This window comes from Paenibacillus soyae, from assembly GCF_024623455.1.
In the GTDB taxonomy this organism is placed as follows: domain Bacteria; phylum Bacillota; class Bacilli; order Paenibacillales; family Paenibacillaceae; genus Pristimantibacillus; species Pristimantibacillus soyae.
On record NZ_JANIPJ010000012.1, the window covers coordinates 89963 to 116658 of the forward strand.

At 48.7% G+C, this 26696-nt stretch carries 22 protein-coding genes, 4 pseudogenes and 1 other annotated feature; of the genes and pseudogenes, 8 read left to right on the top strand and 18 right to left on the bottom strand.

Going from position 1 to position 26696, the window contains the following annotated elements:
* Positions 1–212: 212 nt before the first annotated feature.
* Together NQZ67_RS16960 and NQZ67_RS16965 are read left to right on the top strand one after the other, a co-directional pair.
* Complete coding sequence (locus NQZ67_RS16960) at positions 213–632, top strand: hypothetical protein (RefSeq protein ID WP_257448196.1); 420 nt, start codon at positions 213–215, stop codon at positions 630–632.
* A 72-nt stretch (positions 633–704) separates the two neighbouring features.
* A complete protein-coding gene (locus NQZ67_RS16965; protein WP_257448198.1) occupies positions 705–1106 on the top strand; it encodes a hypothetical protein in 402 nt (133 codons plus the stop codon).
* A gap of 716 nt (positions 1107–1822) precedes the next feature.
* On the opposite strand, the gene NQZ67_RS16970 is transcribed toward NQZ67_RS16965, so the two are convergent.
* From NQZ67_RS16970 to NQZ67_RS16995, 6 genes and pseudogenes are all read right to left on the bottom strand, one after another.
* Positions 1823–1984 carry a hypothetical protein gene (locus NQZ67_RS16970; protein WP_257448200.1) on the bottom strand — a complete coding sequence of 54 codons (162 nt, stop codon included), beginning with the start codon at positions 1982–1984 and terminating at the stop codon, positions 1823–1825.
* A gap of 149 nt (positions 1985–2133) precedes the next feature.
* Positions 2134–2553: an SRPBCC family protein gene (locus NQZ67_RS16975; protein WP_257448422.1), complete on the bottom strand. Its 420-nt coding sequence runs from the start codon at positions 2551–2553 to the stop codon at positions 2134–2136.
* A gap of 241 nt (positions 2554–2794) precedes the next feature.
* A pseudogene (locus NQZ67_RS16980) lies at positions 2795–2980 on the bottom strand (ATP-binding protein); the annotation flags it as partial.
* Positions 2981–2995: 15 nt separating this feature from the next.
* Positions 2996–3754, bottom strand: a pseudogene (locus tag NQZ67_RS16985) (ABC transporter ATP-binding protein); the annotation flags it as partial.
* Positions 3755–4038: 284 nt separating this feature from the next.
* Positions 4039–5595, bottom strand: coding sequence for a 2-isopropylmalate synthase (locus NQZ67_RS16990; RefSeq protein ID WP_257448202.1), 1557 nt, complete (start codon positions 5593–5595; stop codon positions 4039–4041).
* A 92-nt stretch (positions 5596–5687) separates the two neighbouring features.
* Positions 5688–5922: a binding site (T-box leader), on the bottom strand.
* Positions 5923–5971: 49 nt separating this feature from the next.
* A complete protein-coding gene (locus tag NQZ67_RS16995) occupies positions 5972–6349 on the bottom strand; it encodes a winged helix-turn-helix transcriptional regulator (protein ID WP_257448204.1) in 378 nt (125 codons plus the stop codon).
* A gap of 244 nt (positions 6350–6593) precedes the next feature.
* On the opposite strand from NQZ67_RS16995, the gene NQZ67_RS17000 reads away from it, so the two are divergent.
* Both NQZ67_RS17000 and NQZ67_RS30675 read left to right on the top strand, forming a co-directional pair.
* The gene (locus NQZ67_RS17000) at positions 6594–7139 is read left to right on the top strand and encodes an NAD(P)H-dependent oxidoreductase (protein ID WP_257448206.1); all 546 of its coding nucleotides are present in this window, start codon (positions 6594–6596) and stop codon (positions 7137–7139) included.
* Between the two features lie 407 nt (positions 7140–7546).
* Positions 7547–7744: pseudogene (locus NQZ67_RS30675) on the top strand (LysR family transcriptional regulator substrate-binding protein); the annotation flags it as partial.
* A gap of 60 nt (positions 7745–7804) precedes the next feature.
* Here NQZ67_RS30675 and NQZ67_RS17005 read toward each other — a convergent pair.
* The 4 genes and pseudogenes from NQZ67_RS17005 to NQZ67_RS17020 all read right to left on the bottom strand — a co-directional run bounded on the left by NQZ67_RS17005 (position 7805) and on the right by NQZ67_RS17020 (position 12826).
* On the bottom strand, positions 7805–9319 hold the full coding sequence (locus tag NQZ67_RS17005) for a GGDEF domain-containing protein (RefSeq protein WP_257448209.1): 1515 nt from the start codon (positions 9317–9319) through the stop codon (positions 7805–7807).
* A gap of 169 nt (positions 9320–9488) precedes the next feature.
* A pseudogene (locus NQZ67_RS17010) lies at positions 9489–10298 on the bottom strand (DUF4822 domain-containing protein); the annotation flags it as partial.
* A 173-nt stretch (positions 10299–10471) separates the two neighbouring features.
* The gene (locus tag NQZ67_RS17015; protein ID WP_257448212.1) at positions 10472–11710 is read right to left on the bottom strand and encodes a YbfB/YjiJ family MFS transporter; all 1239 of its coding nucleotides are present in this window, start codon (positions 11708–11710) and stop codon (positions 10472–10474) included.
* Positions 11711–11740: 30 nt separating this feature from the next.
* Complete coding sequence (locus NQZ67_RS17020) at positions 11741–12826, bottom strand: polysaccharide deacetylase family protein (protein ID WP_257448214.1); 1086 nt, start codon at positions 12824–12826, stop codon at positions 11741–11743.
* Positions 12827–12956: 130 nt separating this feature from the next.
* On the opposite strand from NQZ67_RS17020, the gene NQZ67_RS17025 reads away from it, so the two are divergent.
* Positions 12957–13829 (top strand): LysR family transcriptional regulator, encoded by an 873-nt coding sequence (locus tag NQZ67_RS17025; protein ID WP_257448217.1) that lies wholly within the window; start codon positions 12957–12959, stop codon positions 13827–13829.
* A 39-nt stretch (positions 13830–13868) separates the two neighbouring features.
* On the opposite strand, the gene NQZ67_RS17030 is transcribed toward NQZ67_RS17025, so the two are convergent.
* The 6 genes from NQZ67_RS17030 to NQZ67_RS17055 form a co-directional block, all read right to left on the bottom strand.
* The gene (locus NQZ67_RS17030; RefSeq protein ID WP_257448220.1) at positions 13869–14444 is read right to left on the bottom strand and encodes a YdcF family protein; all 576 of its coding nucleotides are present in this window, start codon (positions 14442–14444) and stop codon (positions 13869–13871) included.
* A gap of 263 nt (positions 14445–14707) precedes the next feature.
* On the bottom strand, positions 14708–15199 hold the full coding sequence (locus NQZ67_RS17035) for a DoxX family protein (RefSeq protein WP_503636299.1): 492 nt from the start codon (positions 15197–15199) through the stop codon (positions 14708–14710).
* Positions 15200–15277: 78 nt separating this feature from the next.
* Positions 15278–15949 (bottom strand): response regulator, encoded by a 672-nt coding sequence (locus NQZ67_RS17040; protein WP_257448225.1) that lies wholly within the window; start codon positions 15947–15949, stop codon positions 15278–15280.
* Complete coding sequence (locus NQZ67_RS17045) at positions 15946–17217, bottom strand: sensor histidine kinase (RefSeq protein WP_257448227.1); 1272 nt, start codon at positions 17215–17217, stop codon at positions 15946–15948. The genes NQZ67_RS17040 and NQZ67_RS17045 overlap by 4 nt, the downstream gene beginning before the upstream one ends.
* Positions 17218–17253: 36 nt before the next feature.
* Positions 17254–19374, bottom strand: a complete 2121-nt coding sequence (locus NQZ67_RS17050) for a heavy metal translocating P-type ATPase (RefSeq protein WP_257448230.1) — start codon at positions 19372–19374, stop codon at positions 17254–17256.
* A 16-nt stretch (positions 19375–19390) separates the two neighbouring features.
* Entirely contained in the window at positions 19391–19729 is a 339-nt protein-coding gene (locus NQZ67_RS17055; protein WP_257448233.1) for an ArsR/SmtB family transcription factor, read from the bottom strand.
* 372 nt (positions 19730–20101) lie between these two features.
* Between NQZ67_RS17055 and NQZ67_RS17060 the strand changes: the two genes are divergently transcribed.
* Both NQZ67_RS17060 and NQZ67_RS17065 read left to right on the top strand, forming a co-directional pair.
* The gene (locus tag NQZ67_RS17060) at positions 20102–20497 is read left to right on the top strand and encodes a MerR family transcriptional regulator (protein ID WP_257448235.1); all 396 of its coding nucleotides are present in this window, start codon (positions 20102–20104) and stop codon (positions 20495–20497) included.
* A 14-nt stretch (positions 20498–20511) separates the two neighbouring features.
* Positions 20512–21501: an arsenic resistance protein gene (locus tag NQZ67_RS17065; RefSeq protein WP_257448238.1), complete on the top strand. Its 990-nt coding sequence runs from the start codon at positions 20512–20514 to the stop codon at positions 21499–21501.
* A 70-nt stretch (positions 21502–21571) separates the two neighbouring features.
* Here NQZ67_RS17065 and NQZ67_RS17070 read toward each other — a convergent pair whose 3' ends face one another.
* A complete protein-coding gene (locus NQZ67_RS17070) occupies positions 21572–22621 on the bottom strand; it encodes an NAD(P)-dependent alcohol dehydrogenase (protein WP_257448241.1) in 1050 nt (349 codons plus the stop codon).
* A gap of 179 nt (positions 22622–22800) precedes the next feature.
* Here NQZ67_RS17070 and NQZ67_RS17075 point away from each other — a divergent pair, with 179 nt between their 5' ends.
* Positions 22801–23358: a TetR/AcrR family transcriptional regulator gene (locus tag NQZ67_RS17075; RefSeq protein ID WP_257448244.1), complete on the top strand. Its 558-nt coding sequence runs from the start codon at positions 22801–22803 to the stop codon at positions 23356–23358.
* Positions 23359–23425: 67 nt separating this feature from the next.
* On the opposite strand, the gene NQZ67_RS17080 is transcribed toward NQZ67_RS17075, so the two are convergent.
* The gene (locus NQZ67_RS17080; RefSeq protein ID WP_257448247.1) at positions 23426–26683 is read right to left on the bottom strand and encodes an FIMAH domain-containing protein; all 3258 of its coding nucleotides are present in this window, start codon (positions 26681–26683) and stop codon (positions 23426–23428) included.
* Positions 26684–26696 lie beyond the last annotated feature (13 nt).

Below are 26696 nucleotides of genomic sequence, written 5' to 3' on the forward strand. Positions count from 1 at the left end.
GACTGACCGTAGCCGTTAAGCTACGGGCAGGATAACGTGGAAAATGAAGGTTAATTTCGGAATATACATCTCTAACTTTAAGTGAATGATTCCCACACATAGTTCCAACAAGTAAAAAAGACATATACACGAAATGAAACAACTTAGTTATCGATCAGTGTACAACTTCTCCCTGGTAAAAAGCGTCTTAACCATTTAAAGGAGGCATGTTGATGTTAAAAAGATTATTGATGTATTTGTCATTGATATGCTTATTTTATCTTTCTTATTGGGCTGGATTTTATGCTTATGAGAAGACACTCTGGTTTGGCTGGAAACAAACACTCGGAGGGGATAAGCAAGCGGTTATTTTTTGGTCTTCAATTGCTTATATAATCATACTCGTTCCATTATATCTTCTTATTTGTTATGTTGTTAAGATTAAAGTAAAACGTAAATATTTCCGTTTGTTTATTTATCCCTTATTTTGTTCATTGTCGTTTATATTACCTACGATCTTTATTACGACGATCTTTGGAGGCAGCAGTATACTATCTCCAGAATCACAGTTATTTTACTCATTTTTCGCTTCTTCAGGGATCATTTTTGGTATAGGTTACGGGATTATTTCACTGGTGTTTGATGTAAGCTAAATGGCAGATTTGCACAACTTCCCAGACAGTTTTTACGTCATGAATTAAAATGAGCAAAATGGGGGGGATATCTTGAACAAGCTAGGATTTTTTACAATACTGTTTCTTATAACATTAACAATGACTGGCTGTGGTTTATTTGAATCTAAAAATGATATTTCTATCGAGATGGTAGCGTTTGGTAGCCTTACGAATGAAGAAAAGGAGCGAATACCAGTAAGCCCTAAAGATTCTACTGTAAAGAAAGTGTCCGTTAATGGTGAAATAAAATCTGTAATTGATAAGAACTATAATAAAGAAGAGGTCTATTCAGTTACATTTAATCATACTGAAACTAGCTCTACTGGAAGACTTATAGTATTTGTTGATTTGGATAAAAAAACAGTTGTTGGTAAGAATTCTTTATTGCGGGAGACGATAGTTCAACGATTGAGGGAGCAGTTTGCCGCTGCGGCAGCTGCTTCTTTTTATTGAACTATTGGGCAGCATAAACAAAAAGAAGGATAATAACGTGATTCATGCGAATAAATTTACTGTTTAGGTGCTAAAGAAAATGATAGCAAAAATCAAGGGACTATAACGGTAACTATATAATCTTTAAATTAGGTGATGAAATGAACCATGAAATACAAATTCGTGAAGCAAATGAAAAAGGTGACTTTTCTGAATGGAATCTTCCTGGTTCAGAGCAAACATTCAATTGAATTTTTCTAATACAATCAACTTGGATTGAATAATGCAACTAGTATGGGTTGAACGGACACGACACCAGAAATCACCAGGCTCCCGGATTGAACCTATATACTTTTTCACAAAACTCGTATTTTGTACATATGTATATATACCGTGGAAAGGCCTTTTTGTATCGTGATTTTTTCTTTTTCCTCTTAGTGTGGCCGGCTGCCGTCTTGTCGTGGTGCTATCGTCTCCCGTTAACGTAACGATTCTAATATTCTCATCGAATTTGGCGCTAAATTCTTTTCGGCCTATTCACTCTAGTCATGTGAGTGCACATCACTTACCTGTCGGGATAGCAGCCATGATGTTTTAAATATCCCGGCGCTCCAATCGAGACGGTCGTCAAATAGAAATACCGTTTCTCGAGCTCCTGGTTCTCCACGCTCATATCTAGAAAGCCCGGGTCCTTCATAAGGTCATCATTTATGATGCCTTCGCGCCAGAAACCAAACTCAAGTTCTTGAATGGTACAGCATCTTGATATAACTAGCCGCTATGCCATCGTTAAGCCTCCAATCAACGAGGTCAAGAAAAACCTGATCGACCTCTGGCTTGCTCATTCCCAGCAGAAAGGGACCAATTCCGACATGCGGCGTGATAATAATTTCGTCCATTGCAGACTCCTTTCAAAGTCAGTTTCTCTTGTCCAGTATAAGGATTCCTAACATAAACTCCCTTTAGCTTAATGAAAAAAGAGCAGCTAGCGCGATGGCAAACTGCTCCTGGTGCTCTGAACTTACTTCTCCCGTTAATAACATCTTCATTACTGTTCTGCTAATTGCTTAATTCTGTCTAAAGTCTCTTCCCAGTTTTTATCCGAGTGCTCATACATCGTCGGTGTAGAAAAGTTACGGTGCGTTAAACTAAGTGTCGTATTTTCGTGATTATCAAATAATTGAAACGTAATATTTGAGTAATTTTCCGGAGTGTCTGGAGTTTCCGAAAACCCACTCCAATAATCATAAGAAAAAGTATCCAGTTCCTTGAATTTCAATACGTGTCCCTTATCGGTAAAGTTTTTTCCGTCCCATGAAAATGAAAATGTGATCGTACTGCCTTCTCTCCAGTCCGTTTCAATATTTACACCTAACCAATCTCTGATGTAATTAGGATCAGTTAATACGTTCCAAACAACATGCTTATTTGCTTTAATATCCCTGTTTTTTTCAATTATCAAATCCATTGTCACCTAGTTCCTCCCTTGTAAAAAACTCGAACATTTGTTCCGTTTTTATTGTATACATCCTTCTGCCAAATGTCAATTTTTCCCTCGAAAGTACCCTCTGCCCGCTTAATGACAACACCTTTATTATCGGATATTTGGAACATTCGGCTAAGGATATAAGTTCTTGTCCTTTGACATTTTTCCTCTTTTATACAAAGCAAAATAGCCGCGATTTCCGCGACTACTTGACCTTGTATATTCAGAACAATATTTCGATTCTTGTACCGCGATGCATCTCGCTCGCAACGCGGATCTCACCGCCATGAGCCTTCACGATATCATGTGCGATGGCCATGCCGAGTCCTGACCCTATATGCCGCTCGCCTGTATGGGATCCACGATAATAACGGTCGAAAATCCGTGCCAGTTCTTCATTCTTGATTCCTTTGCCACGGTTAGCGTCATGATGTCCACCTCCGAGCGTCGACAATACCTCGAGAATCTGTCCGAAAAATGCTTTTCTTGTCATATCGCGCTTATGAAGCTCCTTGAACAGCCTGCCGTCGTTAATGAAAACTACCCGCTTGCAATAGCTCGCGGCATACTCGTCATGCGTAACCATCAGGATGGTGGATTGATCTTGCTGATTCAGCTTACTCAAGCTTTCCAGAAGACCGGTCGGCGATTTCGAATCGAGCGCGCCGGTAGGCTCGTCCGCCAAAATCAGGCTCGGATTCGACACGATTGCCCGCGATGCGGCAGTCCGCTGTTTTTGACCTCCCGAAATATGATAAGGGTATTGATGAAGAATGTGGCGTATGCCGAACGTATCGGCGATTTGCTCAACCCGCTTCTCGATTTCGGCTGCCGGGACTTTGGAGAGAGCAAGCGGAAGCAGGATATTCTCCTTGACCGTCAGCGTATCAAGCAGATTGTAATCCTGAAAAATAAACCCGAGATTATGGCGTCGGAAATCGGATAGCTTCTCCTCATTCATCGCAACTATGTTTTGACCGTCGATCGTGATTTCGCCGGAGGTTGGCGTATCGATGGTCGAGAAGATGTTCAGCAGCGTCGATTTTCCCGCTCCGGACGGGCCCATGATGCCGACGAATTCCCCTTCTCCAATAGTTAGGTCTATGTTTTGCAGCGCCGTATATCGATTTTCTTTAGTGCCGAAGGTTTTGTTAACGTTTTTTGCTCGTAGTATGGTTTTCATGGGGTCTCTCCTTAAACATTGATTTCAAGAACGTAATTCCAATTTTAAAGATCGCATCTTACACCGACTTAATCCCAACCTTACAAGAGCCTTAAATTTACGCAAAAACCCTCAGGACGCCTTATTGCTGTCCTGAGGGTTACTCCATTGAACTTTCTTGAATTATTAATCCTGCATCTTGTTGCGATTGGCAAGTTTAGCAAATACTTCGTTTATTGATCTCATTCGCTCTTCAACCTTCTTTGAAGAGGCATCCAACGTAAAACCATCTTCTGCTTAATCGGTCATTGCTCGCGGGAATCCTCTTGACCGTTCGCCGTATCTAGCAAGGCCGCATTCATGCCGTTCAAGAAAGCCTGGGCGCTGGCTTTGATAATATCGGTATCCATCGCGCGGCCCGAATAGATTTTACCGCAGTATTCGAGCTGGACGTTGACCCGCCCCACGGCCTCGGTCCCCCGCGAGATGCTATTGATTTTATAGTGCTTCAAACTAACGTCGAGCCCCGTCAAAGTCTTAATCCCGCTATATAAAGCATCGATCGGACCGTCTCCATTTGCGCTTCCCTTCAGCATCGTGTCGCCTTTGCGCAAAGTTATCGCTGCGGTTGGACGCTCATCGTTCGTTACGACTTGGAACGACATCAGCTCGAAGAGCTGCCGGCTGCTGGCCTCCTGCTCCCGATGCTCGGTGACCAAATAGAATAGGTCGTGATCGTAGACCTCCTTCTTGGCGTCGGCCAATTGGAGGAATCGTTGGAACAGCTGCTCCAGCGCCTCGCCTTCGCCGGGATCGAAGCCCAGCTGCCGGACCGCATGCTGAAAGGCATGGCGACCGGAACGAGCCGTTAACACCAGCTCCATGCTATCCGCTCCCACCTCTTCCGGCGACATGATCTCATACACCCGTTTATCCTTGAGCAAACCATCCTGATGAATGCCCGAGGAGTGGGCGAAAGCATTCTCCCCGGTGATAGCCTTGTTCACCTGGACATCCAAGCCCGTCAGATACGTTAGCAGCCTCGATGTTCGCATCAGCTCGGTGGTTTGGATATTCGTCCTGCATTGGTAACGCGCTTCTCTCACTTTGAGCGCCATGACGACCTCTTCGAGAGAGGTATTGCCCGCCCGTTCGCCCAAGCCGTTGATCGTGCATTCGATTTTGTCTGCGCCGTTCTTGATCGCGCTCAGCGTATTGGCAGTCGCCAAACCCAAGTCGTTATGACAATGCACGCTAAGTAGAACCTCGTGGTTCACATTCTTCAGCCGTTCGTTCACCTTGCGGATCAACTCGCCGAATTCCTCCGGCTCGGCGAATCCGACGGTATCGGGCACGTTAATGATCGTCGCGCCGGCCTTCACGACCGCTTCGATCGTGCTCCACAAATATTCAAAATCGGATCTCGATGCGTCTTCCGTGGAATACTGCACCTGCGGCAGCAAGGTTTTGGCATAACGAACCGCGTCTACCCCCATCTGCAGGACGGCTTCCTTGGAGCGGTTGAACTTCTTCTCCACATGGATATTCGAGGTCCCGAGCACGATATGGATCAACGGCTGCTGCGCGATGCGGATACTCTCGTATACGGCATCGATATCGCTTTTCACCGCCCTCCCCAGCGCTGTGACCGACACGCTATCCCCCACTGTACCGGCGATTTCCCGCACCGCTTGAAAATCTCCTTGGGACGAGGCCGGGAATCCGGCTTCGATAATATCGACCTTCAAGCGCTTAAGCTGCTGCGCAAATTCAACCTTCTGCTGCATATTCAACTTCGCCCCGGGCACTTGCTCTCCGTCGCGCAAGGTAGTGTCCAGTACCATAATGTTTCGAATTGTCATTTGAGCTCCTCCTCTAAATCGAACGGAATCATCTATATGAAGCGGGGTTGGCGAAACCCGGAATTTCGCCAACAAAAAAACCCCGTCTCTGCAATAGAGACGAGGTTGAACCCGCGGTACCACTCTAATTTCATTTCACTGGGGTGAAATGAACTCCTTCGATGGCCATCACCATCTATCCTTGTAACGGCGGAATCCCGGTTTCCCCTACATGTCAGGAAAACTGTTCATAGACGAGTTCAAAGCTATCGACGCTGCCGTTTCGCACCAACCAACGGCTCTCTGAAAGGTCTCATCGCTTCTACTAATTCTAATCAGCACATTTTGATTTGAAATTACTGGTAATTATAGCCGTAGAAATAACCTTTGTCAATAGTTATTCTGCATGCGAATCGTTTTTCGATTCCGCCTTCGATTGGTTCATAAATTCGATATGCTTGAAGCCCCATCCGCACATATCGGCCAACACCGAGCTAAGCGTCTTTCCATGATCGGATAACGAGTATTCGATCTTCGGCGGTATCTCATTATAGACCAGGCGTACGATTAGTCCGTCCTGTTCCATCTCGCGCAGCTGGCTCGTAAGCATTCCTTGGGTAATGTGCGGAAGCAGACGGCGTAATTCCCCGAACCTTCTCGTCCCGTCGTGCAGCAATATAAACAGGATCAGCGGCTTCCACTTTCCCCCGATCGCTTGCAGCGTCGCTATAATTCCTTGCGTGCGATGATTCGGTTCGCGTAATCCATCGTGCATGTTCCCCACCTCCGCCGGACTCTTCTAATGCCACTTTACCAGAGTATCCGGCAATCGAACAGTACGATCATTTACCGTACTTAGTACGGTTTTTAGTACTGTTTGTATTTTTCCACTCGGAATCCATAGTACGTTCGGCAGAACCTAGTACGGAAAAAGAGCGTACTTTGCAAGTTGCTCTTTCTCCCTAATAATAGGGGTTGCAGATCGCGATGCTGCTAAAACCGAGTAAAGGATGATCGATATGAACGTTATGGTTATCGCCGCACATCCCGATTTTCATCAGTCCAGAGCCAATAAGGCCTTGATTCAGGAGCTAAAAAAACATGCGGATATGGATATTCATGTTCGGGACCTCTATCTGGAATACCCCGATTGGCAGATCGAAGTTGAGAAAGAGCAGCGGATGCTGCTGCAATACGATCGGATCGTGCTCCAGTTCCCCTTTTATTGGTACAGCTGTCCACCTCTGCTTAAGAAGTGGTTCGACGACGTGCTGACGTTCGGCTGGGCCTTTGGGCCTGGGGGGAAGAAGCTGCTCGGCAAAGAATTCATGATCGCCACTACGACCGGAGGTACGGAAGCCTGCTACAGATCGGGCGGCGAGAACATGTATACAATCAGCGAGCTCTTGCGACCGATCGAGCGAACGCTGACGAAATGCAACGGCACGTTTCTTCCTGCCTTTGTTATGTACAACGTGATGCAAGCTACGGATACTGAGTTGGCGCATGCGGCAGAAAAATACGCGGAAGTCATTAAGGCTCCCAGGGAAGCACTCACTCATTGATATCAAACCAAAACTATCTATCCGTTCTTAACTTAGAAACGTGGTACTCCACTTTTGTTCTGAGCTTATGTTTACATTTTTGGTCTAAGCAATCTTCCAACAACAACATATGGTAATTACGCGCTAACCTGTGCCAGTTGACCTTGATGATTGTCAGGATAGACATGACGCCACCTCCTAAAGGTCTTGTGCAGTTTTATCATAAACTTCGCATTAGGGGCTCCATTTGTGTCGGTGCAAACGCCTTCTTTTTTGTAATATATGAGTGAAATAACAGTTATTCTACATGTAACGAAGTTACCTGCTTGCGAAAAAAACGAAAGAGCCTCCGTGGAGGCTCTTCTCTCGTAGAAAGCGGATCAACAGGCTCTTAATCGTGTTCTACTCCATCTTCTTCAACTAATGAAAAGTTCATTTCCTATGATTCAAGAAACCAGCTTCGCATATTCACGGAGCATATCTGTGAAGAACAAGGGTTTCGTCCTACTATTATTTTTGAAGCAAATGCGGTATCCTCCCTCCGTTCCATGGTAGAAGCCAATATGGGACTCTCTCTTGTTCCCTATTTCCCGCATCAAACCAAAGAAACATTCGGTCTCGCCTAAATTTGCGTCAAGGAGATATGAGGCGCCTAATAAAAAACGCATCCCCTTCCGGGGCTGCGCTTATTCGTTATTCATTGCTATATCGTCGATCTTCCTCATTTTCACAATTGTCGCTTGATTGCCGCCATTACGTTTCGATATATACATGGCGTTATCCGCTGAGCGGATCAGTTCGGCAGCCGTCGCTTCTTCGCCCTGTTCGAGAAAGGCAATACCAATGCTTGATGTGACGCGAATTTCCTTACCATCCAGCCAATAGGGGGCCGCCAGCTCTTGACGCAGGAATTCCGCGACTTCGCGGATATGCTGCTCGGAGACCGCCGGGTATAGGATAACGCCGAATTCGTCCCCGCCTAACCGAGCGCATGTCCCCTCCGCTTCGATGAGGGGCGTGAGTCGCCCGGCAATATCACATAGGAGAAGATCGCCTGTCTGGTGTCCGTATTGATCATTAACCGGCTTGAATCCATCAAGGTCAAAATAAAACAAAGCGGCCGCTCGGCTCTGCTCTTGCGCGCGACTTATCGTTCCGCGAAGCTCCTCCAAGAAAGCGCGTCGGTTCAGCAGCTGAGTTAACCCGTCATGACGGGCCATATATTCCGTCTGCTCGAGTGTGCCATTCAGCTGAATGAGCAGCTTCTCCCGCTCCGCCATGAGCAGGATCTGACGAATCACAAGCGCTCCGACAACCAGAACCAAGCCAAGCTTATAGACCAAGTCGCTGGGACGAAGGAGTGGAATCACGGTCAGTATCATTAATCCGATATAAGGCAGGACGTGTCTCACTCGATTGTCGGGGTCAATATCGACGGGCTTGTCCTCGCGTCGGGTTACTAAGGTGGAACGTCCGGCGAGAAGTAAAGCGAAAGCGGCAAAACTCCAGAGCGGTTCGATTAAGGGGGTGCCCGCGCAACCGTTTATCTCGCTAACAACTAGAAAATACGTATCGCCTGCGATACAGCTCAAAGCACCCATGATGAGCCAAAACTGTGCCGCCCGGCTTACTTCGATGTCCCCCTGATATTTCCACATAATGATAGCGAATAACATGAGAATGTCCATCAGCGGGTACATCAAGTTAACGATTATGACGTGTAAACTGCTCATCTCGGCTTGCGCGTAGATTGGCTGAATCACATACGTCCAGCTGATCAGGAAAAGCGTCGTCATGATGGTGACGGCATCCGCTAGATAGCGGATCCTTTTGCTTAAACAAAACCCTACTGAGTATAACGAAATAACAAGAAACAGATAGCCCAAGATATAGAAAAGATCCGCCGCTCGAATATCCATTACTTTAAGCTCTACTGTCCAATTATCAAAGGCATTTATTAAATGCGCGATGGCATTGAAGAGAAGTCCGCACCCGATGTAAACCCAGAATCTTCGCTGCTTCCCCGTATGCCGGCGAATGACAGGCACGAGCATCGCGATCACAATCATTGGCGCGCCTATTACCAGGAGATTAGGCAGAATGCTGCCGCGAGGCAGAAGTACGGATGCGAAGCATTGGATAAGTAAAAAACATCCTACAAAGAGATATAGTTGAGAGGGTATGCTCTGTCGTTGCTGCACGAAACGGGTTCCCCCTTCTAGAATAGCGAATGCTGAAGATGCTCATTCGTTCCCTATTATAGAGAGCGATTGCCAATCCTGTCCATAACTAAATCTAGGGAAGAACGAATATAAAAACGACAGCCGACCTCTGATCGACTGTCGTTTAACTATTGCTCCACTGCTGCTTTTATTTCGTAAATTGCAGATTGAAGCCGCCTGTATAGGGTACATGTTCAACCGTTATGTAAATTTCATTTCCTTCTGCATTTTTACCTAGCCGTTTATAGGTGAATTTATTGTTATTTAATTCTGTCAGCTCGAGAACTGCCCCATAATTCATCCCTTGCGAAATATGAGCGCGTTGCTTATTCCCGTGAACGACATCGTAATATCCGTAGTCGCCGCGGCTTTGTCCTGTTTTCGCGTCAAAAAACTCATATTTATTGGTCTCGAAATCATATTTGGCAAGACCTAAAAAGTTAGCGTTGTAACTGGAGACATCATTCCCCTGCTCATCTAAAGCGACCGTTCCTTGCCATAAAGCGGAGGATAAAATATCGTCCCCATCCCTTGCCGTCTCGACTTCACCGGTATAAGACTGCAAGGGCTTATCCGGGACCGTAAACGAGAGCTCCGTTTCCTTGTAGGGTATATGGTCTACATACACTTCGATGCTATTGCCATTGGCGTCGACACCCATTCTTTTGTAGGTGAAGATTTCATTTGTGAGCTTGGTTATTTCAACAATGGCTTGATAGCCCTTCGATTCCGAGATTAATCCTCTAATCTTCCCGTCATTGGTGATAAAAAAGGTTCCAAAGTCGCCGCGGCTTTGCTTGGACGCTTTTTCGAAAAATTCATACCGGGCTGTCTCGTCGTCATATCGCGCAAGACCAATAAAATTAGCGTTTTCTTTTGTTAAGTCATTGTTATTCGCGTCATATACCTTCGTTCCTTGCCAATAAGTGCTGCCAAGAATATGGGCCATTTCCTCCCCGGCCATCAATCCATCCGCATTGGTTGTGGTTGGGAGCGAGCCGAGAATCAGGAGCATGCCTGCGGCGATCAGCAGCATTTTTATTTTATTCATTTTGAACTCCTTCAATTATTGGGCTTAAACAATCAAGTTTATCTTTCACCAATTATGGAGAAATATACCACGACCGATTTTCAACCTTCTATAGACAAAGAACGTACCTCGAGCTTTTGTTGCCATTGTCCATACAAGCCTGCGAGCGCGGCGGCAATCGCCATAAAAATGGCGCTGGATGCAACGCCTAATTGCAATCCGTACCTTTCGACCACCAGGCCTCCAACGATTGGACCGATAATTTGCCCAGAGGCAAAGAAGGCAGTGGCTATACTCAGACAACCCGCATAAGCGTGATGAGGAACATGACGGCGAAGCAACGCAGTCGTCATGAGCGGCGGAGTAATAAAGGACACCAGTCCAATTATGGCGGCTCCGAGCACCGTAAAGAAAATATGGTTGGTTGCAACCCCAATCACGCCGATCGTTCCCAGAGCTAAGCCCGACGCCAGCGTGTACCCGCTCGGCCATCGGTCAATCGCTTTGCCGCCGATCCATCCGTTGAACAAACCCGCGAATCCGATTCCAGACCATATCAGCCCGGCATACAGAGACGGAATGCCCTTGCTCACCAGATAGGGAATCAAATACGTGAAATAAATGATATATCCCCAGCCGAAGAAGAAATAGGAAGCGATTAGGAACAAGAGCCTCTTGGGATTCAGCAGGATACGGTACAGCTTTTCGTTTTTAATGTCCTGAGGTTTCGATTCGGTCTGCAAGGGTATGGTTTCGGCTCCCGCCTTCCTTGTAACGAACTCGAAGCCGAACGCGGCGATTACCCCGAATACGCCCATGATTACCCAAGCATATCGCCACCCCTGCAAATGCGAAGGATCTATGGTCAATGGAGCGAATAAACCCGTTACTAGAATGCCGGCAGATCCGCCCAGCCATATAAGACCCGATGCCGTTCCCCGTTCCGCCGGTCGAACGGCATCCATGGCGATGGACAGGACCAGCACTGTAGCGAATGCCGATAGCAATCCAATGGCGAACCGCCAAAGACCAAGCCCGGCGAAGTGATTACTAAAGGCCGAGCCGATCAAAGTCACTCCGAGCAATAAGCACGTTATTCGATTCATGACACTTTTTCTTTCTGGGAACCGCGAAATGATAGGAGAAAGACACAATGTCCCGACCAAATAACCGATAAAGTTAACGGTTCCGAGCATACCTAGCTGAACGTAGCTTCCCCCGATCTCCCTCTGTATCCCTGGCAAGAACATGCTGTAGGAGAGCCGTGAAAAACCGAGTATGACGACAAACAATAAAGATGCCCATAGGGTGATCCCATTCATTGCGGATTTTGTAGCCATGTCCCCTAACTCCTCCCTTATGCGTTCGCCCTATTCCTTCTGCAAAACAATTTCCGCTTCGAAACCCAGCTGTTCACACAACGTGTGAATCAGGCGCATGTCCTTGGTGCTGGTAACCCATTCGCAACCCAAAGCTGAAGCTTCGCGAGCCGCCCATTGCAGGATATAGACCAAAGCATCCGCATGAGCTTCCTTCGTGGCGAAGTCCTCCAGCACAAGCCGGTCACCTCGGACCGAAGCGTAAGCGTACGCCCAGTACTGGTCGGCAAAGCTGCGGGCGACAAAACGCGTATCGCCATCCGACTTAACCCGCGCGGAGAGTGTTTGCAGCCATCTGACATATGCGCCAGCCCCTGACGGTGCTTTCGGGTTCCCCCATTCGAGTGAATCGGCGGCCAACTGTCGCAATTCCTCTTCATCAGCCACCTGTTTCCACTGCTCGCTTTGCAAAAAATCTTGGGGGACTGGTTTGAAGCGAACCTGCCAACTGCGTTCGTCTGCAATGAGCCCATTAGAATGGAGCAACTCGGATACGGAAACCGCGGCAAGACCCTTGGCCTGAGCCTGCTGAATCAGCGACTTAACGGCCATCGGTGTTTCTTTGGCGATTTCATTGGCATGAAACATCAGAATCGCCCCGTTGACCAGCTTAGGCAACACCTGCTTCACAAGCTGCGCGCTTGGCGGCCCTGACCAGTCGACGGTATCCTCCCCCTCGACCAGTACATAGTTCCACTCCCGGAGCCATTCCAAATTCTCCTGCCGATAAGAGGCATAAGGAAAGCGCATGAAGGCTGGGGCCGGCCTTCCCGTTGCTTCCTGATAAGCGAGCTCGGCCAGCTTCAGCTCCTCGAAGAATACGGCCTTGGTCACGTCCGCCATTCTGCGGTGATGATAGGTATGCGTTGTGAGCTCATGGCCCCTTGCTATCATTTCTCTTGCTTTCGCGGGGTACCGGTCGAACCATTCGCCTGTTAAAAAAAACGTTCCGCGGGCGCCTCCTTGCTCCAGAGCCTCCAGCCATGCGTCAATGGGAATCCGCATTGGACCGTCGTCGAACGTAAAGGCACACTGTGAAACCATTGGATTGCCGCGAGTAATGACCATGTTTGTCATTTCGTTTCCCCCTTCTGTGGTATCCCATTCCATAAGATACCGTTGACCCTATTGTAAAATCCGACGAATGTTTTGTAAAATTGAATTATATGAACGAATGATTCGAAATAAATGAATAAAGGTGATGACAATGGATCTTCGAGCTTTAAAGACCTTCGAGACTTGCGTACGACTTGGTCATTTTCTGAAAGCAGCCGAGGAGCTTCAATATGCGCCCTCGACGGTCACCCTTCAAATCCAGCGCCTCGAAGCGGATCTAGGCGTTTCCTTATTCGTGCGCGACGGAAAACGCATGATCGTGACCGAAGCCGGCAGATGGCTTCATCAAGAGGCATCGGCTTTACTGAAATCGGTAGGAGCCATAAGACAGAACGTCACGGATATTGCTGAGGGAGATAACGGCTCCGTCTGTTTTGCCGCGATCGAGCCCGTCGCAAGCCAGCAGCTGGCGACTGTTATCGCCGGCTTTTGCAAGACTCGACCGAAAGTAGAGGTAACCATGGAAGTAGGCGGCAGCAGATCGATCGCGGAAAGGGTCCAGGCCGGCGAGCTGGATTTCGGCGTTTGCTCGGCTCCGCCAACGAAGCTCGCTCTGGAGTTTGAGCCGCTGGTCGAGGAAAGATTAGGGGTCATGTTAAGCACGAACCATCCATTAGCCGATCGGGAGCACATCATGGCGAGCGATCTCGCGGGGCAAACCGTCCTGGTCAAAGAACCGACTTGCATCTATCGAAAGCTTTGGGAGTCGGCAATAGATGGGGTTGGGCGAAACCAGTTCTCATGTATGGAGGTTGGAAGCTTCTTTGTCATTCAACAAATGGTTAACGCGGAGTTCGGTATCGGGATTGTTCCGATTTACAGCGGACTGGAACAGGAAGGCTTAGTTATTAGACCTATGGCCGATTTGAATCCTGTTGTGGAAGTAGGCATCGCTTATAAAAACATAAACTTCCTCGGCAAGGCAGCCGTATTGTTGATGGATGCCATTAGGGGCATCCGTTAAACGAACGACAGCAGCCGAATAGGCTGCCGTCGTTTTGCTTTATAGCTTGATAAGGTATTTATAATAGGCCGGGAATTCCCTTATCATCGAGTAAATGTCTCTGGGCTCGAAAAAAGCCGCATGAGCCGAATATACTTCTTGAATTCCCAGTTTTTTGAAGGCTAGTTTGGTCCTGCTAACATGGAAATATTGCGTTACCACCATCACAGAATCTAATTTTAAATCATTCATGATCTTGCTGGCATTTTGAGCGGTCATCTGGGAGTTGTAGCCCTTATTGTCTTCTATAATTTTTTCTTCAGGCACTCCTTTGTCTATTAAATAAAACTTCATTACTTTTGCCTCATCAAAACCTTCCTTGCCAATGCCGCCGCTCACAATAACTAATCTAAAATATCCCTGGTTATAAAGTTCTACGGCTTTATCCAATCTTGCTTGCAACCGTTCAGAAGGTTGTCCGTTAACTTCCACTTTGTTTCCCAATACAACAGCAACATCAACGCGCCTCAACTCATCGTTCAACCCATCTGCTATGACGAGAATAGTGTGAACGATAAACCATAGGAAGAGAATGGCTGCTAACACTAATATACGTTTTATGAAAACGAAGCTCACTCTCTCACCCGCTTTTTCTCTGTTTATAGTAGTTCCCGTCTATCTTAGAACGTCTTTAATCGAGACATTGTTGCCATTGCTCGCAAAGTAAAAAACGGCAGCCGAGTCGGCTGCCGTCTGATATTTAAGAAACGTTAGCGGTCAAAATGCGGCCAAGTCGCGCCTATCGGTATTAAAAGGGCTTAGTGACCATAAGGACCAAAATGGCAATCAGCAGCAGCTGTGATGCCGTCTCGATTGGTTGGATCTTTAATACCGATCAGTCAATAATTGAATCGTGCTTTTTCCTCGATGCCTATGTAATCGCCCTTCTCCATCTTCAGCAATAGATAATAGGACAGCATGACAAATAGGAAGACCACGACAGACTGTATGCTGCCCATGGGATTGCCGACGGCCATCATGGACCAGAACGCGGATATGCAGTCAATCGTAAATCCGGCATAAGCCCATTCCTTGAGTCTGTAATAGCGCGGAACCAGCAGAACGATAATCCCTATGATTTTAGCCACCCCTAGAAGCGTGAGGAAGTACGCCGGGTAGCCCAGCAGCTCCGTGGTTCCCGTGAAGGTTTTGGGGGAATGCGTAATCTCGTTGAACGCGCTGATCGCGAATCCAATGAGCGTGCAAGCCGTAACGATCCAGTACGCGATTTTGATCTTTTTCATCTTCGAAAACTCCTTTTCGTTTTTATGGATGGTTCTTGTATTTGATTGTAGCTGGAATCGGACGCCGGCAACGCTGCGAATAGTCATAAATTCGCAAAGAAAAAGGCAGAACGTTTGATCGCTAAAGCGTGATAATTATCATGCTCTATGTCAAAAGTCATGCCCTTATGAAATGTATGTATGATGACGAACCGCATACAGTGCAGCCTGAGTTCGGTCTCGCAGCCCAAGCTTGGCTATGAGGTTTGAAACGTGGTTTTTCGCCGTGCCTTCCGTGATGACAAGCTCGCCCGCAATCTCTCGATTATTGTAGCCTTGGCCCAATAAAACGAGAATTTCTTTTTCGCGTTCGGTCAGTTCACCCAGGCGGGAAGGTTCATCCATGCTGAGGAAATGAGGGGTATCCATGTGCGGCGCTGACAGTTTCTTTAGCTCATTCATCAGCATCGCCGTTATATCGGATTGAAGAACGGTTCCTCCGTTATAAACCGAATGAAGGGCGCTCACGATCGCCTCGGACGGCATATCCTTCAGCAAATAGCCATGGACGCCTTGCTCCAAAACCCGGAGGATTAACTCCGCGTCGTCGAAGGTCGTCAGGATCAGGATTTTGGTCTCCGGCAAATGCTTTAAGATCAACTGCGTTCCTTCTATTCCGTCCATTCCCGGCATTCGGATATCCATCAACACCACATCCGGCCGCCATTCCATCGCTTTCGAATAGGCATCTCTCCCGTCAACGGCAGTCCCGACCACTTCCATGCCCGGTTCAAGTCCGATGAGGGCAGCCAATCCTTCTCTCATTAGCCGCTGATCGTCTACGATTAATATTTTCAATGATGGACACGCTCTCTTTCTGCTTGCGAATAAGGAAAGGCTCCTTCGACGGCAAAGCCTTCGTTCGGATCCAGGTTAAATCGCACCTCTCCGTTCCATTCCCTTGCTCTCTCCTGCAAACCGATGAGGCCAAAGCCCGGCTTCAGTTCATCAGGCACAACGCCGTCATTACGTATATGCAGCGAAAATCCGCTATCCGAATAAACCATGGACACGATCACATTTCTCGCATGGCCATGTTTCTGCGCGTTTGTAAGGGATTCTTGAACCATGCGATAGGCCGTTAACTGAAGCTTGTAAGGTAAAGCGACGGGGACTCCCGCCATTTCAAAAGTGGTCTGCACGCCAGTGAATTTCGTGAACTCCGCAGTCAGTTTTTCGAGACTGTCATGCAGGTTGCTTAAGGAGCCTGCAGGCTCCTCGCGAATAGCCCGTACCGACAGCCGGATCTCCTGTAGGGATGTTTTGATTAAATCTTCACATTCCAGGTAGATTTGCTGACTGCGCGAAGCGTCCGCCCCGCCCAGCTTGCGAGCCAACTGCATTTGGACCATTAACGCCGTTAAATGATGCCCTACCGTATCATGAATGTCCCTCGCAATGCGCACTCTTTCCCTGGCTGCTGCCCACTCCTCCGATTGGAGAGCATACTCCTGCAGCTGCTCATGAGACCGCATTAACTGGGCGTGCAGCTGGATCGCTTCCTCGCGAGCGCGTTGATAATGCTGGATAACGGCGCTTACGATACCCGCAAATATAATCAAAGATCCGGAAACGAAATAGCTTGCTGCATCGAATTGACGATAGAGAAACCAGTCGACACCGCCCATCGTTACTAGATACACGGCAAGCAGAGCGATACAAGCAAGGAGAGTCAGCCGGATGCTCCTGACCAGCATTAGAATCGCCAGTGCGGTAATTCCAATGAACAGATGGTTCGGAAATTTCCCGCTGATCGATACATATCCGTAAGCAGCGGATACTAGGAAATCAATGAGCAGGACGTGGAGAAACCAATGGGGCCGCTTGTTCTTGTTAAGGAAAAGGAAGTATATCCCTATAAACATCAGTAACGAAATTGCAATAAAGCCCAGCTTCCAAAAAATCGTAATCGAATGCTCCCAATAAAAAACACCGGTTATGGCTACATCAAAAACGAGCTTCAAACCAAATAAGACCTGCCAAGAACGAGGGTTCTTCATGGCGTTTCTCATACCTTGGAATATAATAACCACCTCACTGGAACCTATATTAGCACAGATTTCCATTTTCCATCAAAAATAAAAAGATGATTGTCAACCGTTTCACTTCGGTGCCTCTAACCTTCGAAACCTTAACAATCGCATGCTGTTTAAGATCACGATTACCGCGGCGCCCGTGTCGCTGATAACCGCGATCCATAACGTGAGCACATCGGGGAAAATAAGGATCAGCGCCAAAGCTTTCACAACTAACGAAAACCAGATGTTTTGCTTAATAACGCGCAGCGCCTTCCGGCTGAGCTTAACCGTGTGAGGCAGCTGCTCCAGATGATCCGCCATTAACACAATGTCGGCCGCCTCCATGGCGGTATCGGTGCCGGCTCCGCCCATCGCGATGCCCAGATCCGCGGTTGCGAGCGCCGGCGCGTCATTCACGCCGTCCCCCACCATGGCCACCACGTGGCCCTCTGTCTGCAGCTTCTTAATGGAAGACACTTTATCTTCCGGCAGCAGTTCGGCGAAAAAGCGGTTAATTCCGGTCTGCGCGGCGACTTTCTTAGCCGTTCCCTCGTTGTCGCCGGTCAGCATCACGACCTGACTCACCCCGGCTGTCCGAAGGCTCGTTAGCGCTTTGACCGATGTATCTCGAACGACATCTGCTACGGCAATGATGCCGAGTAGCCTATCACGCGTGCCGACGATGACCATCGTGTGCCCTTCTTGCTGCAGCGACAGGATCCTTTCGTTCGCGCCTTCGAGATTCGTCCCGAGCTCCCGGAATAATTTTAGATTCCCGGCAAAGTAAGGTTGACCGTCAATGAACGTGCTGACGCCCTTTCCGACAATGTTCGTAAACGCGTCTCTTTCTCTCGCTTTCACTCCCGCATGAGCGGTATATTCGACCACGGCCTTCGCAATCGGATGCGTAGAATACTCCTCCAGCGTCCTCGCGATGGAAAGCAGCTTATCTTCCGTCGTACCGTATGGAATGACTTGCGATACCTTTGGTTTTCCTTCGGTCAAGGTGCCGGTTTTGTCGAAAGCAATAGCCGATAATTTGCCTGCGATCTCCAGAAAGGCGCCTCCTTTGATGAGGATGCCGTTCCTCGCCGCGTTCCCGATAGCCGATACGATGGCCACCGGCGTGGAGATGACAAGCGCGCACGGGCAAGCCACGACCAGAAGCTCCAACCCCTTGTAAAACCATTCGCTCCACGCACCGAATCCGGCAAAAGGCGGAATCACCATCACGACAAGCGCGAATAGGAAGACGATTGGCGTATAAATACGCGCGAATTTATCGACGAAAGCTTCCGTTGGCGCCTTCTGCTCCTGGGCTTCCTCGACCAAATGAATGATTCGGGAGATGGTCGTGTCTTGGACCAGCTTCGTCACCTTAATCTCAAGCAATCCCTGTTCATTGATCGTTCCGGCATACACTCCGTCGCCTGCTTGCTTATCAACAGGTATGGATTCTCCTGTAATCGGAGCCTGATTCACGCTGGATTCGCCGCTGATAACCTGTCCGTCGAGCGGGATCCTGCCGCCTGGCTTGACTACGATGACTTCGCCGAGCGAGATTTCTTCTACGGGCCGTCTTATGAGCTCCTGGCCTCGTTTCACCCAAGCTTCGGGAGGAGCCAAATCGATTAAGCTGCGAATGGAATTTCTCGTCTTCTCGATGGATCTCGATTGCAGGACGTTGCCTAACGCGAACAGCCAGACAACGGTCGCGCCTTCGAACCATTCGCCTATCGCCGCGGCCCCCATCACTGCAGCGGTCATCAGGACGTTCATGTCCAGCGACCGGCTTTTGACGGCGAAGTAGGCGCTTTTGGCCGGCTTATATCCGCTGATTACGATGGCTAGCGCATAAAGGATGGTCATAAGAACGGGAGACATCGCGGAATAAGATCCGACAATACCGGAAAGCAGCAATACGCCTGACAGAACAAGAGCATTCATGCCGGAACGATTCGTTTTCGTTTCGACCGTTCGACTTTTTGTCGCAAGCGAGGCTTTATAGCCGGTTTTCGACACTTCTTTAATAATGTCCTCGATAGAGTTGTCGTGCTCAATGCTCATTTTTCCCGTTGAGAAATTGACGTTTACGCTTCTGACTGCTTTCTGGCCTTTCAAATGGTTTTCTAACGTTTTTGCGCAGGAGCTGCAGTCCATTCCTTCGATGTTGTAAGTTCGTGCGTTGGCTGAGTCGCTCATCATCCGATCCCTCCGCTCATTATTTATCGTAATGGCTTAGTTCGTCATTTTTTTCGCAAGCCTCAACTTCGGCCTCAACCTGCTGAAATACGGAATCCATGACGTTTAGAAGCTGCGCGATTTGTTCATTACGCAAGCTATAATACATATATTTTCCTTCTTGCCGGCCGACAATGATACCGCATCCCTTCAAACAAGCCAGATGCTGCGAGATGTTGGACTGATTTCCTTTGAGCTCCTCCACCAGTTGAGTGACCGTTTTTTCTTCCCGTTTTATGCATTCAAGAATTTGCAGTCTTGTTTTATCGCTGAAGCCGCGCATAAATTTTGCTTTAACGTCACACTTGTGAAGCTCCATATAGGTGCACCTCCGAAATTTCATATCAGCGGATTCTAATATGAATATCATATTAGCAATACCTAATATATGTGTCAATTGAAATGACTTCAGAAATGAAAACAGCGACAGCTAAGGACGAATCATGTCCTTGACTATCGCTTTTTCATTATATTTCTCTCCTATGATTGTCCGGTTATCTTTTATAAAAGAAGGAAGTTACCCCTATAACAGTCAGACCTCCAATCAACGGCAGTGCGCAGCACAAAGCGCATGCTCCTAATAATCCGAGACCAGTCAGCCAGCTCCCTTTTTTCATGTACACCATCTCCTTATAAAGTTATAATGTAAGCATAAATCTTAAAGTTAACTTTAAGTCAAGGAGTTGTTTTGATGGCAGGACTGAGCATTGGTCAACTCGCGACAAAGGCAAATTTGAACGCATCGACGCTTCGATATTATGAATCGATTGGGCTTCTACCCGCTCCAGAGCGCAAGAATGGTCAGCGCCGATATGACGAGGGGCTTTTAGATCGCATTCATTTTATTAAAATCGCGCAACAAACAGGATTTAGCATCCAGGAGATTACGATTTTGCTGGAAGGCTTTGAACCAGGCGATTCCTTATCGGAGCAATGGGAGCAGATGGCAAGGCAAAAACGCTCCGATCTCGAAGAGCGGAAAAAACAGCTGAATGCGATGATACAAATTCTAGACAGCGGCTTAAGCTGCAAATGCCTTACTTGGTCGGAATGTAAAGATAAAATAGAAAACGAGGGCTCGTGTTAGAGGAGAGTACGAAAATGGTAACCCGGGAGAAGCTTGAACAAAATCAGATTTGGCTTTATATCGCGGTATTAGTGCTTGCGGCCGGGCTTGGCTTATTCATTCCTGAACGAATGACGGCATTCGATCACCCCATCCTTATCTCTGTCGTCGTCGCGTTTTTAATGTTCGGCATGTTTACCCAGATCCCATTTACCTCGATCAAGGAATCGCTGGGTAATCGACGTTTTATTGGAGCCATCCTAACCGCCAATTATGTAGCGGTACCGGTTGTCGTCTGGCTTTTATCTCAGCTGCTGCCTCAGCAATCTCCTGTTTTGCTCGGCGTTTATCTTGTTTTGCTGGCACCGTGCATCGATTATGTCATTGTTTTTACTCATCTAGGCCGCGGGAATGAAAAAGCGATGCTTTTATCGACGCCAATCCTTTTTGTGACGCAAATGATTGTATTACCAGTTTATCTATGGCTGTTCATGGGCAAAAAAGCATCGGAGGTTGTGAATCCGGGTCCGTTTGTTGAAGCGTTTCTTATCATCATCGTCTTGCCGCTGTTGCTCGCTATAGGATTGCAATTGTTAGCCAGCAAAACAAAAAATCGCGGTCAACTGCTGCTAGATGGATCGGCATGGATCCCTGTCCCGCTTATGGCTCTTACGCTTTTTGTCGTGGTATCCTCGCAAATAAGCAAGCTATCCGGCTACTGGGAGCTCCTTGTTAAGGTTATCCCGATCTATCTGGCATTCATGTTCATCATGCCGCTCCTTACTCGATTCATCGTGCGCTGGTTTCGACTCGACGCGAGATCAGGACGAGCTGTTATTTTTAGCGCGGGAACCCGCAATTCTCTTGTGGTCCTCCCCCTTGCCCTAGCCTTGCCTGAAAATTGGAGCACCCTCGTAGCAGCCATTATCGTAACGCAAACCATTGTCGAGCTTGCAGGAGAACTGATTTATGTTCGTTTTATTCCGAATGTAATTCTGCGTGACGTAGATGTGAGAGCGGAATAAGGAAAAAAGCGGTAAATGAAAGAGGCACACCTAGACCGGTGTGCCTCTCCTATTTCGTCAGGCTAGAGCGTTATTCATTGTCCATTGTGCCGATGTCGATCACAAAACGATACCGGACATCCGAAGCGAGAACGCGCTCCCATGCTTCATCAATCCGATTGGCGGATATAACCTCGATCTCGGGAGCAATGTTGTGCTCCGCGCAAAAGTCCAGCATTTCCTGCGTTTCGCGTATTCCGCCGATCATCGAGCCGGCGAACGACCGACGGTGAGGAATCAGCGAAAATACCTGAACCGGCAATGGTTCAGCCGGCGCGCCGACATTGACCAAAGTTCCGTCAAGCGCCAGTAAGGAAAGGTAGGCATTAATGTCGATTTTTGCGCTCACTGTATTTACGATAAGATCGAACGAACCGGCCAGCTGTTTAAAGGTCTCCGGATCGCTTGTAGCGTAATAATGGTTTGCGCCAAGCCGCAATCCGTCCTCTTTCTTCGACAACGATTGCGATAAGACCGTCACTTCCGCCCCCATCGCATGCGCGAGCTTTACGGCCATGTGGCCAAGTCCGCCTAACCCAACGACGGCTACTCTCTTGCCTGGAGCGGCTCCCCAATGGCGAAGCGGCGAGTATGTTGTAATGCCTGCGCATAAGAGCGGTGCGGCTTTGTCCAGCTCCATGCCATCCGGAATTCTGACGACGAAGTCTTCGGTCACGACGATATGCGTGGAATAGCCGCCTTGCGTATATTGCCCATATCGGTCGATGGCCCCGTAAGTTCCCGTATTGCCGCTAAGGCAATATTGCTCCTCTCCCTTATGGCAGTTCGGGCATTCCCCGCAGGAGTCGACCATGCAGCCTACCCCTACTCGATCGCCGATGGCATACTTCTTCACTTCGGAGCCAACCTGAGTCACAATCCCGGCGATCTCGTGGCCAGGCACGAGCGGATAGTTTACCGGTCCCCAATCGCCGCGAGCCGTGTGGATGTCGGAGTGGCAGATTCCGGCGTATTTAATCTCAATAAGAACATCGTGCGGCTGAAGGTCCCGGCGCTCTATGGTGGTCAGCTTGAACGGACCTTCCGGATGAAACACAGCTCTTGCATTAGCGGTAATCATATTGAAAATCCTCCCATTGCTTCATAATTGTCAATAAACAAAAGCTATTGTTTAATCAACTCATGTCCATTATTATATGTAAAGCGGGACGGATTCAATGGTTAAAAAACCGCAAATCGTTGATATATCAACAGAGTTCTTGAAAGTGTTCATTAACGTAGAAGGATTGGTGATTATTGATGCCCAAGCTGGATCGGAGAATTCTCAAAACGCAAGAGTCCTTGAAAAAAGCGGTTATTGAATTGATGTCAGAAAAAAACTTCGATGACATTACCATTCAGGATATCGCGGACCGGGCAAACGTCAACCGCGGAACCATCTATCTTCATTATCAGGACAAATACGATTTATTGGATAAATTGATTGAATCCTACTTCAATGAATTAGGAGAGATGGATAAGTGGGCCTGTGAGATGGACTGGATTGACGCATTAGTCCCTTACTTTGAATATTTCGAACAAAATTATTTGTTCTTCTCTACCATGCTGGCAAGCAAAGATGCCAAAGGCGCCCCCTCCTCCTTCAGAACCCGGTTGCTTGCAACTTTTATGGAAGGATTCAAAGGCGAGATCGACAGGGAAAGCGGCAGAAATGAGGGTTTAAACGATGACGTCATGCTGCAATATGCGGGAACGGCATATGTAGGGGTTATCGAGTGGTGGATCAGGAACGGTATGCCGTATCCGCCGAAAATAATGGCCAAACAAGTCGGTACATTGTTAGAAAGAAGCCTATAACCGAAGATTGGTTGATTACTCAACAATGTTCCCAAAAAAAGAGCCGCGATATACGCGGCCCTTCCAGTCACTCTAATCGGTTCTTCAACAATTCAGCGTAATGAGTCAGCATCCACCTAGCTTCTGCGGAAATCTGCCCTTCTTGCTCCTCGCTCAAGTTTAGCAGGAATTTGTCCAAGAAATGATTCGCTTGCTTGATTGCTCCCTTTTCGAGATGATGCTGAACCTGCTTGAGGTCATTGGTTAGTTTGGAAGCGGCCGGACCGGACAATTCGCCCGTTTCCTTATACTGGTTCAAATATTGCTCAAGCACGGGAACGAGTCCTGGCGTCGTTGTCACTCTTTCCGATGCTTCCGATTCGCCGGCGGCGTTCTGCGCTTTTATGAAGTAAGTGTAGGCTACGCCGGGTTCGGCCGTCCGATCATAGAAAGTATTCACCTTGGCCACGCCGACAAGCTCGACAACGCCGTTCGCTTCTCGATAGACGTTGACCCCGTTCGCCCCGCCGCCAGATGTCCAGATCAGTCCAACGAAGTCCTCGCCGATCAAGCCGACGACCAGATCCGTTGGCGAAGCGGGAACCGGCATCGCAATGTACAAACTCGATGTCTTCTCCGTCTCTCCCATCTCGTTGACTGCGCTTATTTGGTAGCTGTAACCCGCACTGTTTATACTGACGCTATCATCAACGTACATAGTTGAAGAAGCGGCGATCGTGTCGAGCAGAGCGTACGTGTCCTCGCCATCCGCTTGGCGGTAGATCCTATAGCTTTCCGCTCCGGATACGGGGTTCCACTGTATCGCGAAGGAAGAAGCGGATACCTCTCCAGCCGCTAGTCCCGTTGGCACCTCAGGCAAGCTCACAGGCTCCTTCGTCGTAACCTGGATCGGAGCGGATAGAACGGACTCGCCTCCGATTCCCGTTACTGATACCTTATAGGAATAGGCGGTTGCGGGAGTAACGTTATGATCCGTATAGGCCGCCGTCGCCGTCGTTCCTACTTTGGTAAATTCTCCATCTGTTCCGGTCGCCCGGAATACACTGTAGCTGATAGCATCTTCGACCGGCACCCATGCCAGCTCGACGGACAGACTCTTAGCTGCGGCTGCATGCAAACCCGTCGGCTCCGAAGGCACGGGATAAGACGAGTCGTAAGTGAAAACCTCAATCGCGCCTGATAACGGAGTTTCCCCTCCTGTCCCGACGACCGATACCTTGTACGAGTACGCGACGCCTTTCTCTACGGTACGATCCATGTATGACGGCTGTGTCGTGGCTGCTATCGTTTTGAAATGAGGATCTTTGCTCGAGGAACGATAGACGAGATAAGCGTCCGCCCCTTCTACAGAAGACCAATTAAGCGATACTGTCGCGTCCGTTAACACCTCTCCCGCAAGCCCGTCAGGCGTGTTGGCAGGAGGAGCCGCATCCAAGCTTGCCGGCTTCAGGATGACATAATACGGACAACGCGATGTGTTATTATTCGTTCCCATGACGACGTGAGAGCCTGCGGAATACCTCTTTTTGTACAGCTTATACGTCACCGGTTGACTATCGACGATCGTCTCTCCGGTATCTTCATAATGGGCCGTGAGCCATTCCGGTTCCGTCGTTATCCTGGAATCATAGGCCACATAGACATCGGCTTCGGCTGCCAAGTAGAAGGATAACAAGTCGCTGCTCGTCGCGCTTCTCGAGGCTACCGCTGAGCGAATCCATTCCATGCCTAGCAGCGGATCCGGCAAGCTCTCGAACCTGTAAATCTTACTTCCCGTCATTCGGTCTCCGTAGACGATATCGCCAAGCTGCAGATTGCTTTGCACCGACCAATTGGCCATGTTCGCGCTGCCGTTGGCGCTATTATCGTTAATCACGACATTTCTGACGAGCGTGCCATCCATGCTCGGCTTAGGCTCCGGAGCGGGCTCCGGCTCAGGCTCGATAGACGGCGGAGTAAACGGAGGTCCGTCCCAAGCGGGAGGCGTCGTCGGATAGCCGGCAGGGAAGCCTGGCGCCGCCAGCTCGTTCAAGTATTCCTCCAGGTTCGTATAGCCGTTCCCGTTCGAGTCGCCATTCCGATCCTCCGGGTCGGCTGGGTTGAATCCATTCGCCTTCTCCCATTCGTCGGGCATGCCGTCCCGATCCTGATCGGCCGGCCCCGTCTCCCGCTTGAGCGGCGGGAAGCCGGCTACATCGTCCTCGTCTCCGATAATGACGCCGGTTTGATTCCGGACGCTGTTGATGACTCGTGTGTCCGCCATATCCCGCGTAAGCGATGAGCCCACATGGTCCAAAATATACGTGTACGCGAGCTCCGGCTGCTGCGTATGCACCAGAGGGTATTCGAACCGCTTCGGCATCACGACGCTCGGCCGCTCGGTCTCGATAATGCCCGTACCTGCGTCCACGCCGTCCAGCTCCCCGTTCTTGTTACTGTCGATCCGATTGTTCTCCAGATAGACCTGGTAATTCTCATTCCCTCGAACAACGGCATATTGGGGATCGGCCGAATTTCGTCCCGCAATAAAATAGTTGCCAACGACGTTTCCGTACCCTTTTGTCCCGGATTCGCCTCCTGCCACATAAGGGAAGTCGCCCCAGTTATATACGATGTTGTTTACAAAGTCGATCTGGCCCTTCGTCTTCGGGTTCCTATCGTTGTTGTGGGCGTAGAGATTGTGATGCATCGAGATCGTATTCATCTCGATCAATCCGCCCATGGAGTGCGTCAGCAGCCCTTCAGAAATGACGGACCATTGGACCGTGATGTTTTTGGAGGTAGGATTGTCGTAATCCTTGCTCTTGATGGACAACACCTCGTCCGTGCCCCAAGAGAACGTGGAATGGTCGATGATGATATTCTGGCAATTCTCGAAATACATCGTGTCGTCATTAAACGTCTGCCTGCCGATGCGGAAGCGCAAATAACGAATGACGATGTCGCTGGATTCAATAAATCGAATGTTATTGCCCCTGATTGTGACGCCTTCTCCCGGCGCTGTCTGGCCGGCAATCGTAATATGAGATTTGTTCCTCGCCACGATCTGAGGAATCGTAATGTCGCCGGATATATCGAACACAATGGTTCGCGGAGTATCCCCGGCCGTCATGATGGCGTCATGGAACGTGCCTGGACCCGTTAACTCGTAGCTCGTGACATGGTACACTTCTCCTCCGCGGCCCCCTGCAGTTGCGTAGCCGAAGCCTTCCGCGCCCGGGAAGGCCGGCAGCCGGGAGTTGTCAGCCTGAACCGGAGCCGCTTGCAGCGGATACAAGGAAAAGGCGAGAACCAGAACTAAGATCATTGCCAAATAACGCTTCATTCGTTACCTCCTC

What these genes read in the sequence shown, in the direction of transcription:
- NQZ67_RS16960 (WP_257448196.1), top strand. Translation starts at nt 213, where the DNA reads ATGTTAAAAAGATTATTGATGTATTTGTCATTGATATGCTTATTTTAT.
- NQZ67_RS16970 (WP_257448200.1), bottom strand. Translation starts at nt 1,984, where the DNA reads ATGGACGAAATTATTATCACGCCGCATGTCGGAATTGGTCCCTTTCTG.
- NQZ67_RS16975 (WP_257448422.1), bottom strand. Translation starts at nt 2,553, where the DNA reads ATGGATTTGATAATTGAAAAAAACAGGGATATTAAAGCAAATAAGCAT.
- NQZ67_RS16990 (WP_257448202.1), bottom strand. Translation starts at nt 5,595, where the DNA reads ATGACAATTCGAAACATTATGGTACTGGACACTACCTTGCGCGACGGA.
- NQZ67_RS16995 (WP_257448204.1), bottom strand. Translation starts at nt 6,349, where the DNA reads ATGCACGATGGATTACGCGAACCGAATCATCGCACGCAAGGAATTATA.
- NQZ67_RS17000 (WP_257448206.1), top strand. Translation starts at nt 6,594, where the DNA reads ATGAACGTTATGGTTATCGCCGCACATCCCGATTTTCATCAGTCCAGA.
- NQZ67_RS17015 (WP_257448212.1), bottom strand. Translation starts at nt 11,710, where the DNA reads ATGGCTACAAAATCCGCAATGAATGGGATCACCCTATGGGCATCTTTA.
- NQZ67_RS17020 (WP_257448214.1), bottom strand. Translation starts at nt 12,826, where the DNA reads ATGACAAACATGGTCATTACTCGCGGCAATCCAATGGTTTCACAGTGT.
- NQZ67_RS17025 (WP_257448217.1), top strand. Translation starts at nt 12,957, where the DNA reads ATGGATCTTCGAGCTTTAAAGACCTTCGAGACTTGCGTACGACTTGGT.
- NQZ67_RS17035 (WP_503636299.1), bottom strand. Translation starts at nt 15,199, where the DNA reads ATGACTATTCGCAGCGTTGCCGGCGTCCGATTCCAGCTACAATCAAAT.
- NQZ67_RS17045 (WP_257448227.1), bottom strand. Translation starts at nt 17,217, where the DNA reads ATGGAAATCTGTGCTAATATAGGTTCCAGTGAGGTGGTTATTATATTC.
- NQZ67_RS17050 (WP_257448230.1), bottom strand. Translation starts at nt 19,374, where the DNA reads ATGATGAGCGACTCAGCCAACGCACGAACTTACAACATCGAAGGAATG.
- NQZ67_RS17055 (WP_257448233.1), bottom strand. Translation starts at nt 19,729, where the DNA reads ATGGAGCTTCACAAGTGTGACGTTAAAGCAAAATTTATGCGCGGCTTC.
- NQZ67_RS17060 (WP_257448235.1), top strand. Translation starts at nt 20,102, where the DNA reads ATGGCAGGACTGAGCATTGGTCAACTCGCGACAAAGGCAAATTTGAAC.
- NQZ67_RS17065 (WP_257448238.1), top strand. Translation starts at nt 20,512, where the DNA reads ATGGTAACCCGGGAGAAGCTTGAACAAAATCAGATTTGGCTTTATATC.
- NQZ67_RS17070 (WP_257448241.1), bottom strand. Translation starts at nt 22,621, where the DNA reads ATGATTACCGCTAATGCAAGAGCTGTGTTTCATCCGGAAGGTCCGTTC.
- NQZ67_RS17075 (WP_257448244.1), top strand. Translation starts at nt 22,801, where the DNA reads ATGCCCAAGCTGGATCGGAGAATTCTCAAAACGCAAGAGTCCTTGAAA.
- NQZ67_RS17080 (WP_257448247.1), bottom strand. Translation starts at nt 26,683, where the DNA reads ATGAAGCGTTATTTGGCAATGATCTTAGTTCTGGTTCTCGCCTTTTCC.